Consider the following 16,713-nt stretch of genomic DNA (forward strand, 5'->3'; position numbering starts at 1 on the left):
CTGTACAGGCAGCGGAGAAAAGAAGAAGGATATGAGCAATGCAGGATAACCAGTTTGATGTCGTCGTAGTTGGTGGCGGTATGGTCGGCGCGGCGTTAGCGTGCGGGCTGGCGCAACAGGCGTTTCGCGTGGCGGTAATAGAGCGGGCCACACCGGCGGCGTTTGTGACCGAAAGCGAGCCTGACATACGCATTTCTGCCATTGGCTCATCATCAGTGGCATTACTGAAACAACTCGGGGTCTGGCCGCGTGTCGAAACAATGCGCTGTGCGCCTTACCGCAAGCTGGAAACCTGGGAATGGCAAACCGCACAGGTAAGTTTTGATGCTGCCTCGCTGGGATTACCCGAATTAGGCTATATGGTTGAAAATGCAGTTCTGCAACGTGCGTTGTGGGAGCGGATGGAGCAGACTGGCGTCAGTTTGATTTGTCCGGCGACGTTAGAAAACCTACAGCAGGAAAACGGCGGCTGGCGGTTGGATCTTAATGATAACCAGACTGTTCATGCGCGGCTGGTGGTGGGGGCGGACGGCGCAAATTCACAGGTACGGCAAATGTCGGGCATCGGAATTCATGGCTGGAGTTATGCGCAGTCATGTTTGTTGATCAGCGTGACTTGTGAGCACCCGGCAGGTGATACCACCTGGCAGCACTTTACCCCGCAAGGTCCGCGTGCGTTTCTGCCGCTTTACGATAATCATGCTTCACTGGTCTGGTATGACTCGGCAGCTCGTATTCGTCAATTGCAGGCGATGGCGCTACCGCAGTTAGAAAAGGAGATCGCCACCCATTTCCCGGCGCGTTTAGAGCGCTTCAACGCTCATGCGGCGGGCGGTTTCCCGCTGGTTCGGCGTCACGCTACCCGCTATGTCCTGCCTGGATTAGCACTGGTGGGCGATGCCGCACATACCATTAATCCGCTGGCAGGGCAGGGTGTGAATCTGGGGTATCGGGATATTGATGCGTTACTTGATGTGTTGAGCGACGCTCGCAGCAATGCCGAAGACTGGGCTTCTGAACGCGTATTACGGCGTTATCAGGCCAAACGGCGCAATGATAATTTGCTGATGCAAAGCGGTATGGATCTTTTTTATTTTACGTTCAGCAATCGCCTGCCGCCGCTGAAGTTTGTACGCAATTTAGGGCTGATCGTTGCGGAACATTCTGGTGTGCTGAAACGTCAGGCTTTACGTTATGCCCTGGGGCTTTAATCTCAGCTTTGGCAGGAAAAGATGCTGCAGTGATAGCATTAGGCCAGCACTGGCGCGACAGGGGTTCCTCTCCCGGTGCTCTGGCCGGGCCATAATGGATTGAGCTGCTTCGCTCTTCAGACGCACCAATCCTGACCTGCAAACCTGAATAGGGCTGTTGCAAAATACGGCTGAGCTTGCATTAAGGTGATAAACCCGAGGCTGAGAAGTAGAGCCTCTGGCAATCCAGAACGGCAAAAACAACAAAGCCCGCAGAAGCGGGCTTTGTTATGCAATTTGGCTGGGGTGCAGGGATTCGAACCCCGGAATGCTGGTATCAGAAACCAGTGCCTTACCGCTTGGCGACACCCCAATGGTGTTAAATCAAATTGTCTTTTGTATGGCTGGGGTGCAGGGATTCGAACCCCGGAATGCTGGTATCAGAAACCAGTGCCTTACCGCTTGGCGACACCCCAAGAAAATGGTGGCTACGACGGGAATCGAACCTGTGACCCCAGCATTATGAGTGCTGTGCTCTAACCAGCTGAGCTACGTAGCCAAATTGTACTGCTGTTCGATGATGGCTGGGATACCTGGATTCGAACCAGGGAATGCCGGTATCAAAAACCGGTGCCTTACCGCTTGGCGATATCCCATTCGTCGACTCGCATCCGCGAGAAAACATCGAAAATTGGCTGGGGTACCTGGATTCGAACCAGGGAATGCCGGTATCAAAAACCGGTGCCTTACCGCTTGGCGATACCCCATCCACGCTGCCGAATCATGAAATGGTGCGGGAGGCGAGACTTGAACTCGCACACCTTGCGGCGCCAGAACCTAAATCTGGTGCGTCTACCAATTTCGCCACTCCCGCAAAAAAGATGGTGGCTACGACGGGAATCGAACCTGTGACCCCAGCATTATGAGTGCTGTGCTCTAACCAGCTGAGCTACGTAGCCATCTTTTTTCGCGCTACCTTCATCGGCGTTGCGGGGCGCATTATGCGGAGTTGACTACACAGCGTCAACAAATTTTTTGCCGTTTTTCGCCTTAAGGCACCTGTTTGTCTGGCTTATAACCAGGCTGCTGATTTATTCGGCAATTATTCCGCGCTTACAAGGTTCCAGACAAAAAAATGGGCCATTAAAGGCCCATTTGCCAGTATATGGCGGTGCTTATTGATAAGCAGACTGATGGACACCAACTGCACGACCTGATGGATCGTCCATAGTTTTAAAGGCTTCATCCCATTCAATGGCTTTCGCAGACGAGCAGGCGACAGAAGGGCCTCCCGGAACACACTCAGCGGCGCTTGGCAGCGGGAACAGCTCTTCGAAGATCTCACGGTAGAGATACGCTTCTTTTGAGTTCGGCGTGTTGAACGGGAAACGGAAATGCGCCGTTGCCAGTTGTTGATCGCTGATTTGTTGAGCAGCTACCTCTTTCAGACTGTCGATCCAGCTGTAACCTACGCCATCAGAGAACTGTTCTTTCTGACGCCACGCCACGCTTTCAGGCAGATAAGAAGAGAAGCATTCGCGCAGGATATGTTTCTCCATTTTACCGTTGCTGCCACACATTTTGTCTTTTGGGTTGATGCGCATTGCAACGTCGAGGAATTTCTTATCCAGGAACGGAACACGTGCCTCCACACCCCAGGCAGACATTGCTTTATTAGCACGCGCGCAGTCAAACATATGCAGCGCCAACAGTTTGCGTACGTTCTCTTCATGGAATTCTTTCGCGTTCGGCGCTTTATGGAAGTAGAGATACCCTCCAAACACTTCGTCCGCACCTTCACCCGACAGCACCATTTTGATGCCCATCGCTTTAATCTTACGTGACATTAAATACATCGGCGTAGAGGCGCGGATAGTGGTGACATCGTAAGTTTCGATGTGATAAATCACATCACGAATCGCATCCAGACCTTCCTGCACGGTGAAATGAATTTCGTGATGCACAGTACCAAGATGATCGGCAACGGCTTTTGCTGCTTTCAGGTCAGGTGAACCTTCCAGGCCCACCGCGAAAGAGTGCAGCTGTGGCCACCAGGCGTCGCTTTTGTCCTGATCTTCAATACGTTTCGCCGCATAACGCTTAGTGACCGCAGAAATGATAGAAGAATCAAGCCCACCAGACAGCAGTACGCCGTAAGGGACATCAGACATCAGATGGCTTTTCACGGACTCTTCCAGCGCATGTTTCAGGCCAGCAGCATCAGTTTCGTTGTGCTCAACGTTTTTATATTCCATCCAGTCGCGCTGCCAGTAACGACGAATTTCACCCTCGGTGCTGGAAAGGTAGCTTCCCGGCGGGAATTCTTTAATTGAGCGACAAACCGGCACCAGGGCTTTCATTTCTGACGCAACATACAGGTTGCCATGCTCATCATTACCCATGTAAAGCGGGATGATACCGATATGATCGCGACCAATCAGATAGGTGTTTTTCACACTGTCATACAGGATGAAAGCGAACATGCCTTCCAGATCGTCCAGAAAATCGACGCCTTTTTCCTGATAAAGCGCCAGGATAACTTCACAGTCAGAACCGGTCTGGAATTGGTAGCGATCGCTCAACTCGGCGCGCAAAGCCTGATGGTTATAGATTTCGCCGTTAACAGCCAGCACGTGGGTGTGATCAGCGTTATACAGCGGTTGCGCACCGTTGTTAACGTCAACAATTGAGAGACGTTCATGTGCAAGAATCGCATGATCATCAGCATAAACGCCTGACCAGTCTGGTCCGCGATGACGCATCAAACGTGAACATTCCAGCGCTTTCTTGCGCAGCTCAGCAGGATCGGTCTTCAGATCCAACACACCAAAAATAGAACACATAACTGACTCCTGAACTTACCTGACGGCGATATTATCTTTCGTATTTGCCGCAGCCGGTCGCTGCGTGATGTATAAGAAAATGCGCTATTTCATGCATTCAATGCAAGCAGAATCACCATTTACTGACAAAAAGTTGTTCGCAACCGGCGAGATTTAAATATTCAACAATAGAATAGCGGTTTATTTGATGGATCGACAATAAAACAAAATAAGTGATGGTTATTTAATCAGTGCAGCAGGCGATCGGCGGGAAAAGCGGTGACGCACTGTACGTTATATACGGCGCGTCATACGAGGAAAGCATTAAAACAGGTCAATATCCGCGACAGAGGGGTAAATCCAGTCTGGACGAAAAGGCATGGCGTCAATGTCGCTTAAGGTTGAGACACCCGACAGCACTAACACCGTTTCGAGGCCAGCCTGGAAGCCAGCCAAAATGTCAGTACGCAGGTTATCTCCTACAATCACCGTCTCTTCAGAATGGGCCTGCATTTTATTGAGTGCAGCGCGCATGATGTATGGGCTTGGTTTACCAACATAAAAAGGACGGCGACCGGAAATCGTCTCGATTCCGGCGCAGAGAGCGCCACAGGCAGGGACAAAACCGCGAGCATGCGTATCTGGGTTAGTGGCGATAAAGCGCGCGCCACTGGCAACAAAGAAGGCGGCTTTATGCATCATATCCCAGTTAAAGGAGCGCGTTTCGCCAACGATAACAAAGTCTGGATTAACATCAGTGATGGTGAATCCCGCTTTGTACAACTCATGTATGAGTGCGCCTTCGCCAATCACATACGCTTTCTTGCCTTCCTGACGACGCAAAAAATCTGCGGTTGCCATCGCGGAAGTGTAAAAAACCGAATCCGGCACCTCAACACCCGCTGAAGCAAATCGGTTCGCCAGATCCTGAGCCGTTTGAGACGGATAATTGGTAAGCACCACCAGCGGCATCTCTTTTTGCAAGATGCGTTGCAGAAATTCCTGCGCGCCGGGTATAGCGGTATTGTCGTGCATCAGCACGCCATCAATATCACAGATTACGCTTTTAATGGTCATAGTTCGTTCCGAAGCTGTCTGCCAGAACAGCAGGTTCAACCTGATCTTCCAGAAGATGCTGTAACAGGATGCCGTTAAGCATGGCACGTTTTGCCAGCGCAAAAGCACCGATTGCTGAACGATGATCCAGTTGAGATCGCACCACCGGCAAATTTTTGCGAAACGCATTTAGCGCCTGAGTGTTGATACAACCTTCAATTGCAGGCAGCAGCACTTTTTCTGCGTCGGTGATTTCACCGGCCAGCACCACTTTTTGCGGATTAAACAGGTTGATGGCGATCGCAATGGCTTTGCCTAAATAACGGCCTACATATTCGATCACTTCACAAGCCAACGCATCACCCTGATTTGCCGCTTTGCAAATCTGCGGCATATGACAATCGTCTGGCGTTAATACGCTGGGATAACCCTGCTGCAACAGATGACGCACCCGATTTTCAATTGCACCATTTGCTGCGATGGTTTCAAGGCAGCCGAAATTGCCGCAATGACAACGTTCGCCCAGGGGATCAACCTGAATATGGCCAATCTCGCCGACATTGCCATTGCTGCCAAGAAAGATATGCCCGTTGGCGATGATGCCTGCGCCAGTACCACGATGCAAACGCACCAGAATAGAGTCGGCACAATCGCGACTTGCACCCAAATAGTGCTCGGCGAGCGCCAGACTACGAATATCGTGACCGACAAAACTGGTTACGTTAAAGCGTTTCTTCAGGTTAGCAACCAGTGGCCAGTGACTGACAGAAATATGCGGCATATAACGAATCACGCCGTTAAAAGGATCAACCAGTCCGGGAATAATCACGGATATGGCAATCAGCTCGCGGATTTTACGCTGATGAAGCGCCATAAAGTCAGTAATCGTATTGAAGAGCGCATGCTCCAGCGTTTCCTGGGTGCGTTCAGGCAATGCATAGTCTTCCTGCGCCAGCGATTTACCACTCAGATCAAACAGCGTGAGTGTGGCATCGTTACGCCCCAGGCGAATGCCGATAGTATGAAAATGGCGGGTTTCAGTAATGATGGAAATCGCGCGGCGTCCGCCGGTGGACGCTTGTTGGTCCACCTCTTTAATCAGGCCGCGCTCAATGAGCTGACGGGTAATTTTTGTGACGCTGGCGGGGGCAAGCTGGCTCAGTTCAGCGATTTGTATGCGTGAAATCGGCCCTTGTTGATCGATTAGCCGATAAACGGCTGCGCTGTTGAGTTGCTTGACAAGATCGACATTTCCTATTTGTGTCTGGCCGCCAGTAGTCATTCAGTGCTTACTCGCTCAGGACGTCGTCTCCGTTGACTAACGTCTTAATAATTTTAAAGTCACGTGTAAACACAGTCAGGTTTGCGATTTTTCCTGCTTCGATCGTACCTAACCGTTTTTCCACACCCATCGCTCGTGCCGGATAAAGTGTCGCCATGCGCAGCGCTTCATCTAAGGCAATGCCAGCATGTTCGATGCTGTTTTGTACCGCTTCGATCATGGTCAATGCAGAGCCGCTCAGCGTACCGTTCTCATCTACACACAGGCCGTCACGATAGTATATTGTTTTGCCGGCAAAAATGAACTTATCGATATTTGCCCCAGCCGGTGCGGTGGCATCGGTGACGAGTACCAGTTTGTCGCCTTTGATGCGTTTTGCATTGCGCACGTTAGCGTAATGGACGTGCAGACCATCCGCAATGATGCCGCAGTATACATCAGGCGAATCAAACAGCGCACCGATTAGGCCAGGTTCACGTCCGGAGAAAGCGGGCATGGCATTATACAGATGGGTTGCGAATGTAATGCCTGCGGCGAAACCGGTTCGGGCCTCTTCATAAGTGGCATTTGAATGGCCTGCTGAGACGATAATGCCCGCTTCAGTCAACTGGCGAATAACATCCTGACCGGCGTTTTCCGGCGCCAGCGTGACTTTGGTAATGACGTCAGCATTTTCACAAAGGAACTGAACTACCTGCGCATCGGGCAAGCGGATGAGTGCAGGGTTGTGGGTGCCTTTTTTGGCGGTGCTTAACCACGGCCCTTCCAGATGCAAACCCAGCGCCTGATTTTGATGGGTCTTCAGATAGCTGCGCATGGTTTCAACCGCGCGCTTCATGAGTTCATCGCTGCTGGTGATTAAGGTTGGTAAGAAGCTGGTGCAGCCTGATTTTTCATTGGCGCGCTGCATGATTTCCAGTGTTTCAATAGTGAGCGCATTAATGTCATCGTTGAACTGCACACCCCCGCAACCGTTGAGTTGAAGATCGATAAAACCGGGAGCGATGATGGCACCTGAAACATCGCGCTTTTCTATGTCCGCGGGTAGCGCTTCATAAGGGCACACGCGCTCAATTTTACCCTCAGCAATAACCACGGCATGGTTGTCCAGAATTTCGTGGCCGCTGTAAATGCGACCGCTAACTAATGCGTACATCTTTCTTCTCCCGGCTGGGTCTGCTGTTATTCGATTCTCAGCAGACATCTGCAATTAAACACCTTTCATATTTTCCGCTTCCATCTCGCGGAAATATTTAACCGTTTTCACTTTCAGTTCCATTGTGGCGGGTTCGTCACACACCACGACGGCTTTTGGATGCAACTGTAGGCAGCTGATAGTCCACATATGGTTAACGTTGCCTTCAACTGCGGCTTGCAGCGCCTGTGACTTGATGTGGCCGGTCACCAGAATCATCACTTCTTCGGCTTCCAGCAACGTTCCTACGCCAACGGTCAGGGCATATTTTGGCACCTGATCGATGTCGCCATCAAAGAAGCGAGAATTTGCTACGCGAGTATCATGCGTCAGCGTTTTTATGCGCGTGCGAGAAGCCAGAGATGATGCGGGTTCGTTAAAGGCGATATGACCGTCATTACCGACGCCGCCCATAAACAGGTGAATGTTGCCCAGTGCGCGAATTTTCTCTTCATACTGGCGACATTCTGCATCAACGTCTGGCGCGTTACCATTCAGAAGGTTGATGTTTTCTGGTTGAATATCAATATGATCGAAAAAATTACGATACATAAAGCTATGGTAGCTTTCGGGATGTTCTTTCGGTAAGCCAACATATTCATCCATGTTGAAAGTGACAACGTGTTTGAAACTAACCTGGCCCGCTTTATGCATCTCAATAAGGTGTTTATACGCTTCCAGCGGCGTGCCGCCGGTTGGCAAACCGAGAACAAAAGGGCGGTCGGCGCTGGGTTTGAAGGTATTGATGCGGTCAACAATATGGCGTGCAGCCCACTTACCAACCTGGGTTGGCGTGGCCAGGGGAATCAGTCTCATGTTTCACCTCAGTTAAAAATTGGAAAGGATAAACGCTATACCGCTGTGCTAATAATCAGCCTAAACTGATTATGCGTTAACGCTATGGTAATCCTTTGTCTCGATAATTTGTAGCATAAAATAAGTTTGGCGTGATAGCCATACGAAGCCATACGCAGTGATGTTTTTTGGTGATAAAAATCACAGACGGGACGGTTTTAATTTGTGGGGCGAATTAAATTGTCATTACACTGCGCAGCGGAAAGAAAAATAGCATTACCGATCTTTGCTGCTGACAAAAAAACAGTAAGCGGTAGCAAAGCAATAAGCGTGTCTCACTAGGGGGTAGGGCAAATGTTAGGTTATTTACAAAAGGTTGGCCGCGCGCTCATGGTGCCGGTAGCGACCCTGCCAGCGGCAGCAATCTTAATGGGGGTAGGTTACTGGCTTGATCCCGACAGCTGGGGCGCAGGCAATGCGCTGGCGGCGTTATTGATCAAATCTGGCGCTGCTATCATCGAAAATATGTCTGTGCTGTTTGCCATTGGGGTGGCTTACGGCATGTCAAAAGACAAAGACGGGGCAGCCGCATTGACAGGTTTTGTCGGTTTTCTGGTGGTAACCACGCTTTGTTCACCGGCTGCGGTAGCTATGATACAGAAAATGCCGGTAGAGCAGGTTCCCGCCGCGTTTGGCAAAATCAATAACCAGTTTGTCGGCATCCTTGTCGGTATCCTGTCGGCAGAAGTGTATAACCGCTTCAGTCACGTAGAACTGCCAAAAGCGCTCTCCTTTTTTAGCGGGCGTCGGCTGGTGCCGATTTTGGTCTCTTTCCTGATGATCCTGGTCGCGTTCATTCTGATGTATATCTGGCCCATTATTTTTGGCGGCCTGGTTAATTTTGGTGAACACATCCAGAAACTGGGTTCGGTTGGCGCGGGTGTCTACGCCTTCTTTAACCGCTTATTGATTCCGGTTGGCCTGCATCATGCCCTGAATTCGGTGTTCTGGTTTGACGTGGCTGGCATTAACGATATTCCGAAATTCCTTGGTGGCGCGCAATCGCTGGCCGATGGCTCTGCAACGGTCGGTATTACCGGACGCTATCAGGCTGGCTTCTTCCCTATTATGATGTTTGGTCTGCCAGGGGCTGCGCTGGCCATTTATCATTGCGCACGTCCCGAAAATCGCGCCAAAATCGGTGGGATTATGCTGGCTGCGGCTTTTGCTTCTTTCTTTACCGGCATTACGGAGCCGCTGGAATTCTCTTTCATGTTTGTGGCGCCGGTACTTTATGTCATTCATGCCGTATTGACCGGGATTTCAGTTTTCATCGCTGCCAGTATGCATTGGATTGCCGGTTTTGGTTTCAGTGCCGGATTAGTGGATCTGGTTCTGTCTACGCGTAACCCACTGGCAACGCATTGGTACATGCTGATTCCACAAGGCCTGCTCTTCTTCATCCTTTACTATGTGGTATTCCGTTTTACTATCCAGAAATTCAATCTGTTAACACCAGGCCGTGAGCTGGCGGTCACCGGTGATGAAAAGGATGGTTATGACGTTAACGTAGATAAAACAGAAGCGGGTGAAAATGCTACGGAATCTCTGGCGCGCCGCTATATTGGTGCGATCGGCGGTTCAGACAACCTGACCAATATTGATGCCTGTATTACACGTTTACGCCTGAACGTTAAAGATTCGGCGCAAATTAATGAAGGCGTGGCTAAACGGCTGGGCGCTTCTGGCGTGATTCGACTGAATAAACAAAGCGTGCAAATTATTGTGGGAACGCAAGCTGAAAGCATTGCGTCTGCGATGAAACGGGTGCTAACCAAAGGTCCGGTATCCGCCACAGCGAGCAGCATTAGCGCCCCTGCAATGCCAGAGGTCAAACCACAGGCCATACTCAACAGCGAGAAACAGGTCATTGCTGCGCTGGTCGCCCCGGTAAGTGGTGAAATTATTGCTCTGGATGCAGTGCCGGATGACGCTTTCGCCAGTAAAGCCGTTGGAGAAGGGCTGGCTATCCAGCCGACCGGTAAAATGGTGGTTGCGCCGATTGCCGGAACGATTGTGAAAATCTTCACTACCAATCATGCGTTCTGCCTTGAAACCGATAACGGCGTTGAAATTATTGTGCATATGGGACTGGATACCGTGGCGCTGGAAGGCAAAGGTTTTACGCGGCTGGTAGAAGAGGGCGCCACTGTGGTTGCCGGACAGCCGGTGCTGGAAATGGACCTTGAGTTCCTCAATGCGCATGCGCGTTCAATGATAAGCCCGGTTGTAGTGAGTAATAGCGATGACTTTGCCGGGCTGAATTTGCTGGCAAGCGGACACGTTGTTGCAGGCGAAACCCGACTCTATGAAGTAAAAGGCTAAATACTTCATGGTATAACCTCAAAGGCAGGACGCGATTCCTGCCTTTTTTGATTTAAACGCTTAACAAACGGTTGTTTCCCTTCGACGCTTTGTGGATCATACTCCGTTACTTTGTGGTACAAATCACCCGCTATTCGTATTGAGGATTTTGTGATGAGTGAGGCTGAAGCCCGCCCAACTAACTTTATTCGTCAGATCATTGACGAAGATTTAGCGAGCGGCAAGCACAGCAGCGTGCACACCCGTTTTCCGCCAGAACCAAATGGTTATTTGCATATTGGTCATGCTAAATCGATCTGCCTGAACTTTGGTATCGCCCAGGATTATCAAGGGCAATGCAATCTGCGTTTTGACGACACGAATCCGGTCAAAGAAGATATGGAGTTCGTTGAATCTATTAAGCATGACGTGCAATGGTTGGGTTTTGAATGGAGTGGTAAGGTTTGTTACTCCTCAGACTACTTCGATCAGCTTTATAACTATGCGGTTGAACTCATCCAAAAAGGTCTGGCTTACGTTGATGAACTCACGCCAGAACAGATTCGCGAATACCGCGGCACGTTGACGGCGCCGGGCAAAGACAGCCCTTATCGCGATCGCAGCATTGAAGAAAACCTCGCGCTATTTGAGAAAATGCGTAACGGCGGATTTGAAGAAGGTAAAGCCTGCCTGCGCGCCAGGATTGATATGGCGTCAAGCTTTATCGTGATGCGCGATCCGGTGCTGTATCGCATTAAATTTGCCGATCACCATCAGACCGGCAGTAAGTGGTGCATCTATCCGATGTATGACTTTACCCACTGTATTTCCGATGCGCTGGAAGGCATCACCCATTCACTGTGTACGCTGGAGTTCCAGGACAATCGCCGCCTCTATGACTGGGTTCTGGATAACATCACGATTCCGGTGCATCCACGGCAATACGAGTTTTCGCGTCTGAATCTGGAATATGCCGTGATGTCGAAGCGTAAACTGACTCAGCTGGTGAATGAAAAGCACGTAGAAAGCTGGGACGATCCGCGTATGCTGACCGTTTCGGGCCTGCGTCGTCGTGGTTACACCGCGGCATCCATTCGTGAGTTTTGTCGTCGCATCGGGGTGACTAAGCAAGACAATATCGTTGAGATGGCATCGCTTGAATCTTGTATTCGTGACGATCTTAATGAGAACGCGCCACGTGCAATGGCGGTGCTGGATCCACTGAAGGTCGTGATTGAAAACCTGCCTGCAGGGCATAACGAAAACATCAGTATGCCGAATCATCCAAATAAAGCGGAAATGGGCACGCGTGAAGTGCCGTTTAGCCGTGAAATTTGGATTGATCGTGCTGACTTCCGTGAGGAAGCGAACAAGCAATACAAGCGTCTGGTGTTGGGTAAAGAGGTACGTCTGCGTAATGCTTACGTCATTCGCGCGGAACGTGTCGCAAAAGATGAAGAAGGTAAGATTACCTGCATCTATTGCACCTGTGATGTAGATACACTGGGCAAAGACCCTGCAGACGGTCGAAAAGTTAAAGGTGTGATTCATTGGGTTTCAGTCGATCACGCACTGCCTGCAGAATTCCGTCTTTATGATCGCCTGTTTAGTGTGCCAAATCCGGCGGCTGCAGAGGATTTTCTTTCGACCATCAACCCAAATTCGCTGGAAATTAAACAGGGTTTTGTCGAGCCAGGCTTGAAAAATGTGGAAGCGACTTCACCCTATCAATTTGAGCGTGAAGGTTATTTCTGCGCTGACAGCTCTTACTCAAAACCTTCTCAACTGGTGTTTAACCGCACAGTGGGGCTGCGTGATACCTGGGCAAAAACTGGCGATTAAAGTTTTTCATCGCTGACATTACAAAAAAACAAAAGGGCGAATAATCGCCCTTTTTTATGGCTGTAATTTTTGTCAATGCAGCCGTTTATGCTGACATACAGAAATTGCTCATTTTGGGCAAAATTGTGAGAAATGCGAGTTTAGTAAAATTAATCTATTACAGGATGTGAAATGATGATTTTCAGGTAGGCTATGCGCTTTAGAGCGTTGCTATGCGGGTTTTAAAAGGAAAATAAATGACCGATATCGCCCAGGAAGCCAAACACAGTGTTGTTGTTTTACATCAATTAATTGAACGTATTTTCAGCCGGTCTGCAATAGTTGATGACAGCTTTCAGCTCTTACTTTCCCATTTCCATCCTGATTTTTGCATGATAACGCCACAAGGAAAACAGCTAAATTTAAATGAGGTTGAAGAACTATTTTATCAGCTGCAAGGGCAGCGTGAGGGAATGCGTATTGCTACCAGCGAGCATGTGATCATTTCGCAACATATGAATGAAATCACCATCCAGTATCGTGAACTGCAAATGATGAACGGTAAAAATCAGAGCCGCATCTCACTGGCAATCCTTGATTGCAGCACTTCTATTCCGCGCTGGCGCTACCTGCAGGAAACGCTCGTTGCCTGACGTTCAGACAGAAAAAAAGCCGGTTAAAACCGGCTTTTTCATAGGGCTGCATGGCACGTTTATTTATCGTGAAGCGTTTCGTCTTCACGGCAGTCACCCAGCGAGCAGTGACCATAGAGATACAGGCTGTGGTTCGTTAATTTAATGCCGTGGCGCGTGGCGATTTCATGTTGACGGGTCTCAATAGACTCATCACTGAACTCGATGACTTTGCCGCAGTCCAGGCAGATCAGATGATCATGATGATGCTGTTGCGTCAGCTCAAAGACAGATTTACCGCCTTCAAAGTTATGACGCGTCACGATGCCCGCATCATCGAACTGGTTCAAAACGCGGTAAACGGTCGCTAAACCAATCTCTTCGCCCATATCAATCAGGCGTTTATATAGATCTTCCGCACTGACGTGATGGCATTCAGGTTCCTGAAGCACTTCCAGAATTTTCAGTCTGGGCAGCGTGACTTTCAGGCCAGCCTTCTTTAATGCGGTATTGTTGTCAGTCATGCGGATTTTGTCCTGTTACTTTAATCACTTTTGTGGCGCTTGGCCTTGAATGTCGATCTACACCCATTCTCATTTGCGTCTCATTATAGAACTGAAGCAGCGAAATGAAAACCGAGGGGAAATGCGGGAAATCACCGTTAGCTGTAAGGCATGTACCGAGCCGGGGAATTTCTGCAGGGTTCTGTTAACATTTCGTTCAGCCTCATTTCTTATCCAGAAAAATAAGCGGATGACCGATAGGGGTATTCTACAGGTTAAACGAAGAAAGTTAAAAAAATGTGGCTATTATTTCTATAGGAATTTTCTTTGGCTCAATGTGAGCCAGCGCCCACATTGAGTCAGAGAAGCTTTACGCTTCGATAATTTCTTTGAGCTGAAGCTCGTCAAAAATCTGCTTAACCCATTTATCAACGCGTTCGTTAGTTAGTTCTGGCTGACGGTCTTCGTCGATAGTCAGACCGAGGAAGTTTTTATCGTCAGCCAGGCCCTTAGATGCTTCGAAGTGATAGCCTTCGGTTGGCCAGTGCCCAACAATGATAGCGCCGTTCGGTTCGATGATGTCACGAATGGTGCCCATCGCATCACAGAAATATTCTGCATAATCTTCCTGATCGCCACAACCAAACAGGGCGACCAGCTTACCGTTGAAATCGATCTCTTCCAGCGTGGGGAAAAAGTCATCCCAGTCGCACTGCGCTTCGCCATAATACCAGGTTGGGATGCCCAGCAGCAGGATGTCAAACGCTTCCAGATCTTCTTTGGTGCTTTTTGCGATGTCGTGCACTTCAGCAACGTCTTTACCCAGCTGTTTCTGGATCATTTTTGCAATGTTTTCGGTGTTGCCGGTATCGCTGCCAAAGAAGATGCCTACGATTGCCATGGGTAAAATAACCTCTTAAATCCTGATGATGAGTTGTGTGCTAAAGCAGCACATTTCTGCGAATAATAGCAGACGAGGCAAAAGCGCGGAACTCGTAAAGCCGCGACATTTGTTTCTGCGTGCGTTTTGTTGGCTTCAGTCCAGCTTGAGTTGTGCCAGCAACATCTGTTCGATCAGTTCGCTGCGGCTGAGGTTACGTTGTTCCGCCAGGGTATTCAGCGCCTCAACGGCTTCACGGTTCATTTTCAGTTCGACACGGCGTAGCCCGCGCCCTTTGTCACGTTTCAGTTGATTGCGTTTATTGATACGCAGTTGTTCATCGCGCGAAAGCGGGCTGGTTTTAGGGCGACCGGGTCGACGCTCCTCAGCAAACAGATCGAGCGTGGTGCGGTCAGTGTGTTCTTTTGCCATGGCTTAATGAAACTGAATGGGCGCGAGCTCAGGCCGCGCAGATTATAAATTATTGGCGCTTACCGCGACAAAAATGATCGGCGGCAAATTTTTAGCGCGCCATCATACTCCACGCTAACCGCGTGCGCCAATCCTAAACTTTTGCTGACAGGTATTTGCTTTTAAAGCGCAAAAAAACGGCGGATGCTGCGCAAAACAGCATCAGGCTTCTCGGCATGGACCCAATGTCCTGCGCCATTGATGACATGTGCCTGCGCTGCCGGAAACTGTTTTAATAATGTGTCGCGATATTGATTATCCAGATAGGCAGAATCACCGCCGCGAATAAATAAAACCGAATGCGGCCACGCTGGGATCTCCTGCCAGCCAGTAATGGTCGCGTAATTGTCCCACAGCACCGGCACGTTGAAGCGCCATTTACCGTCATGAAATGATTTGAGAATGAACTGAATCACGCCCTCTTCATTAATCACGTTGCGCATTATCCTGGCGGTTTCACTACGACGTGTAACGCCGGCTTTATTCACCGCGCGGATAGCGGCAAAAACGTCATCATGGCGGCGGGTTTGATAGTCAACCGGCGCGATGTCAATCATGACTAATTGTTCAATACGTTCAGGAGCCAGCGCGCTCAGCGCCATGGCAATTTTGCCACCCATCGAATGCCCGATAACCGACACACGATCAATGTCATGGGCGTCCAGCGTGTCGAACATGTCCTGCGCCATGACAGCGTAGTTCATCTCTTCAGATCGCGGTGACAGGCCATGATTCCGGACATCAACCTGAATTAATGGGCGATCGTCCTTTAAACCCCGCGCCAGCACGCCAAGATTGTCGAGGCTACCAAAAAGGCCGTGAATAAGCAGGACGGGTAAGGAATCAGCAGTTGATTGTTCAGTTTGCAGACGGGCGTTCAAAATCATGGCAAAGTTCTTAAGTTTGAGACCTAAGCTTAGGTTATCATGGATTCACCTTTTTAGGCGCGCCGGTTCCGGCGGCATTAGGACATATTCTGACTTTTGCCCATAAACCGTTTGAACGCTAACAGCCCGCCTGAATTTAACTTTATAATCCTCATGTTAGAACCCGCTCACATTTCGGAACGCCAAATTTTGCTAAGGGCTTTTCAGGAAACAGGTGGTTCTGTCATGGGTAAGAACCGTACGGAATAAGATGAAAACGATCGAAGTTGACGAAGAGCTCTACCGTTATATTGCCAGCCACACGCAACATATTGGCGAAAGCGCATCGGATATTCTGCGTCGCATGCTGAAGTTCACCGCCGGTCAAACTGCGGCAGCTGCGCAAACCGCAGCGAATACTGAAGGCAAAGAGGCACAGTCCGTGCGTGCCGAATTGCGTCCGCAGGATCGCGTGCGTGCGATGCGTGAACTAATGCTTTCCGATGAATATGCGGAGCAGAAGCGCGCGGTTAACCGCTTTATGCTGATTTTGTCAACGCTCTATCGTTTAGATACGAAAGCGTTTGCCGAGGCAACCGCCTCACTGCAAGGCCGCACCCGCGTATACTTTGCAGGCGATGAGCACACGCTGTTGCAGAACGGCACCCATACGAAGCCAAAACATGTTCCTGGCACGCCGTACTGGGTGATCACCAATACTAATACCGGTCGCAAAAGCAGCATGGTCGAACACATTATGCTGTCGATGCAGTTCCCACAGGAACTGACAGAGAAAGTTTGCGGCACCATTTAAACTGAAGCGTCAGGGAGAAGCG

Annotated in this window: 14 protein-coding genes and 7 tRNA genes; 5 read left to right on the top strand and 16 right to left on the bottom strand. The window is 49.8% G+C overall.

Annotation, left to right across the window (positions count from 1 at the left end; all coding sequences use genetic code 11):
• Positions 1-38: 38 nt before the first annotated feature.
• On the top strand, positions 39-1,211 hold the full coding sequence (gene ubiF, locus QRY16_RS07470; protein WP_289776158.1) for a 3-demethoxyubiquinol 3-hydroxylase: 1,173 nt from the start codon (positions 39-41) through the stop codon (positions 1,209-1,211).
• 277 nt (positions 1,212-1,488) lie between these two features.
• Here the strand turns inward: ubiF and QRY16_RS07475 are convergent.
• The 12 genes from QRY16_RS07475 to nagB form a co-directional block, all read right to left on the bottom strand.
• Positions 1,489-1,563 (bottom strand) — tRNA-Gln (locus QRY16_RS07475).
• A 28-nt stretch (positions 1,564-1,591) separates the two neighbouring features.
• A tRNA-Gln gene (locus QRY16_RS07480) sits at positions 1,592-1,666 on the bottom strand.
• Positions 1,667-1,672: 6 nt separating this feature from the next.
• Positions 1,673-1,749 (bottom strand) — tRNA-Met (locus tag QRY16_RS07485).
• 22 nt (positions 1,750-1,771) lie between these two features.
• A tRNA-Gln gene (locus QRY16_RS07490) sits at positions 1,772-1,846 on the bottom strand.
• A gap of 36 nt (positions 1,847-1,882) precedes the next feature.
• Positions 1,883-1,957 (bottom strand) — tRNA-Gln (locus QRY16_RS07495).
• Positions 1,958-1,979: 22 nt separating this feature from the next.
• Positions 1,980-2,064: transfer RNA gene (locus tag QRY16_RS07500), tRNA-Leu, on the bottom strand.
• An 8-nt stretch (positions 2,065-2,072) separates the two neighbouring features.
• A tRNA-Met gene (locus QRY16_RS07505) sits at positions 2,073-2,149 on the bottom strand.
• A gap of 216 nt (positions 2,150-2,365) precedes the next feature.
• Positions 2,366-4,033 (bottom strand): asparagine synthase B, encoded by a 1,668-nt coding sequence (asnB, locus tag QRY16_RS07510; RefSeq protein WP_289776159.1) that lies wholly within the window; start codon positions 4,031-4,033, stop codon positions 2,366-2,368.
• Between the two features lie 303 nt (positions 4,034-4,336).
• Entirely contained in the window at positions 4,337-5,089 is a 753-nt protein-coding gene (locus QRY16_RS07515; RefSeq protein ID WP_289776160.1) for an HAD-IIA family hydrolase, read from the bottom strand.
• The gene (gene nagC / locus QRY16_RS07520) at positions 5,079-6,350 is read right to left on the bottom strand and encodes a DNA-binding transcriptional regulator NagC (protein WP_289776161.1); all 1,272 of its coding nucleotides are present in this window, start codon (positions 6,348-6,350) and stop codon (positions 5,079-5,081) included. Before nagC ends, QRY16_RS07515 begins: the two co-directional genes overlap by 11 nt.
• A 7-nt stretch (positions 6,351-6,357) precedes the next feature.
• A complete protein-coding gene (nagA, locus tag QRY16_RS07525) occupies positions 6,358-7,506 on the bottom strand; it encodes an N-acetylglucosamine-6-phosphate deacetylase (protein ID WP_289776162.1) in 1,149 nt (382 codons plus the stop codon).
• A 54-nt stretch (positions 7,507-7,560) separates the two neighbouring features.
• On the bottom strand, positions 7,561-8,361 hold the full coding sequence (gene nagB, locus QRY16_RS07530) for a glucosamine-6-phosphate deaminase (protein ID WP_193405064.1): 801 nt from the start codon (positions 8,359-8,361) through the stop codon (positions 7,561-7,563).
• Positions 8,362-8,694: 333 nt separating this feature from the next.
• Between nagB and nagE the strand changes: the two genes are divergently transcribed.
• From nagE to QRY16_RS07545, 3 genes are all read left to right on the top strand, one after another.
• Positions 8,695-10,725, top strand: coding sequence for an N-acetylglucosamine-specific PTS transporter subunit IIBC (gene nagE / locus QRY16_RS07535; protein ID WP_289776163.1), 2,031 nt, complete (start codon positions 8,695-8,697; stop codon positions 10,723-10,725).
• A 153-nt stretch (positions 10,726-10,878) separates the two neighbouring features.
• Complete coding sequence (gene glnS, locus QRY16_RS07540; RefSeq protein WP_289776164.1) at positions 10,879-12,546, top strand: glutamine--tRNA ligase; 1,668 nt, start codon at positions 10,879-10,881, stop codon at positions 12,544-12,546.
• A gap of 236 nt (positions 12,547-12,782) precedes the next feature.
• Positions 12,783-13,178: a hypothetical protein gene (locus QRY16_RS07545; protein ID WP_289776165.1), complete on the top strand. Its 396-nt coding sequence runs from the start codon at positions 12,783-12,785 to the stop codon at positions 13,176-13,178.
• Positions 13,179-13,237: 59 nt separating this feature from the next.
• On the opposite strand, the gene fur is transcribed toward QRY16_RS07545, so the two are convergent.
• The 4 genes from fur to ybfF all read right to left on the bottom strand — a co-directional run bounded on the left by fur (position 13,238) and on the right by ybfF (position 15,898).
• Entirely contained in the window at positions 13,238-13,681 is a 444-nt protein-coding gene (gene fur / locus QRY16_RS07550; RefSeq protein WP_193405068.1) for a ferric iron uptake transcriptional regulator, read from the bottom strand.
• 349 nt (positions 13,682-14,030) lie between these two features.
• Positions 14,031-14,561, bottom strand: a complete 531-nt coding sequence (fldA, locus tag QRY16_RS07555; protein WP_289776166.1) for a flavodoxin FldA — start codon at positions 14,559-14,561, stop codon at positions 14,031-14,033.
• A gap of 135 nt (positions 14,562-14,696) precedes the next feature.
• Positions 14,697-14,972, bottom strand: a complete 276-nt coding sequence (ybfE, locus tag QRY16_RS07560; protein WP_193405070.1) for a LexA regulated protein — start codon at positions 14,970-14,972, stop codon at positions 14,697-14,699.
• Between the two features lie 161 nt (positions 14,973-15,133).
• Positions 15,134-15,898 carry an esterase gene (ybfF, locus tag QRY16_RS07565; RefSeq protein ID WP_289776167.1) on the bottom strand — a complete coding sequence of 255 codons (765 nt, stop codon included), beginning with the start codon at positions 15,896-15,898 and terminating at the stop codon, positions 15,134-15,136.
• Positions 15,899-16,148: 250 nt separating this feature from the next.
• Between ybfF and seqA the strand changes: the two genes are divergently transcribed.
• Complete coding sequence (gene seqA / locus QRY16_RS07570; RefSeq protein WP_193405072.1) at positions 16,149-16,691, top strand: replication initiation negative regulator SeqA; 543 nt, start codon at positions 16,149-16,151, stop codon at positions 16,689-16,691.
• Positions 16,692-16,713 lie beyond the last annotated feature (22 nt).

The organism is Mixta mediterraneensis (assembly GCF_030283135.1).
Taxonomy (GTDB): Bacteria; Pseudomonadota; Gammaproteobacteria; order Enterobacterales; family Enterobacteriaceae; genus Pantoea; species Pantoea mediterraneensis.

Bases quoted from the DNA above. Each gene is read 5' to 3' on its own strand.
- nagC (WP_289776161.1), bottom strand. From the start codon at position 6,350: ATGACTACTGGCGGCCAGACACAAATAGGAAATGTCGATCTTGTCAAG.
- ybfF (WP_289776167.1), bottom strand. From the start codon at position 15,898: ATGATTTTGAACGCCCGTCTGCAAACTGAACAATCAACTGCTGATTCC.
- nagB (WP_193405064.1), bottom strand. From the start codon at position 8,361: ATGAGACTGATTCCCCTGGCCACGCCAACCCAGGTTGGTAAGTGGGCT.
- seqA (WP_193405072.1), top strand. From the start codon at position 16,149: ATGAAAACGATCGAAGTTGACGAAGAGCTCTACCGTTATATTGCCAGC.
- fur (WP_193405068.1), bottom strand. From the start codon at position 13,681: ATGACTGACAACAATACCGCATTAAAGAAGGCTGGCCTGAAAGTCACG.
- glnS (WP_289776164.1), top strand. From the start codon at position 10,879: ATGAGTGAGGCTGAAGCCCGCCCAACTAACTTTATTCGTCAGATCATT.
- fldA (WP_289776166.1), bottom strand. From the start codon at position 14,561: ATGGCAATCGTAGGCATCTTCTTTGGCAGCGATACCGGCAACACCGAA.
- nagA (WP_289776162.1), bottom strand. From the start codon at position 7,506: ATGTACGCATTAGTTAGCGGTCGCATTTACAGCGGCCACGAAATTCTG.
- nagE (WP_289776163.1), top strand. From the start codon at position 8,695: ATGTTAGGTTATTTACAAAAGGTTGGCCGCGCGCTCATGGTGCCGGTA.
- ubiF (WP_289776158.1), top strand. From the start codon at position 39: ATGCAGGATAACCAGTTTGATGTCGTCGTAGTTGGTGGCGGTATGGTC.
- asnB (WP_289776159.1), bottom strand. From the start codon at position 4,033: ATGTGTTCTATTTTTGGTGTGTTGGATCTGAAGACCGATCCTGCTGAG.
- QRY16_RS07545 (WP_289776165.1), top strand. From the start codon at position 12,783: ATGACCGATATCGCCCAGGAAGCCAAACACAGTGTTGTTGTTTTACAT.
- ybfE (WP_193405070.1), bottom strand. From the start codon at position 14,972: ATGGCAAAAGAACACACTGACCGCACCACGCTCGATCTGTTTGCTGAG.
- QRY16_RS07515 (WP_289776160.1), bottom strand. From the start codon at position 5,089: ATGACCATTAAAAGCGTAATCTGTGATATTGATGGCGTGCTGATGCAC.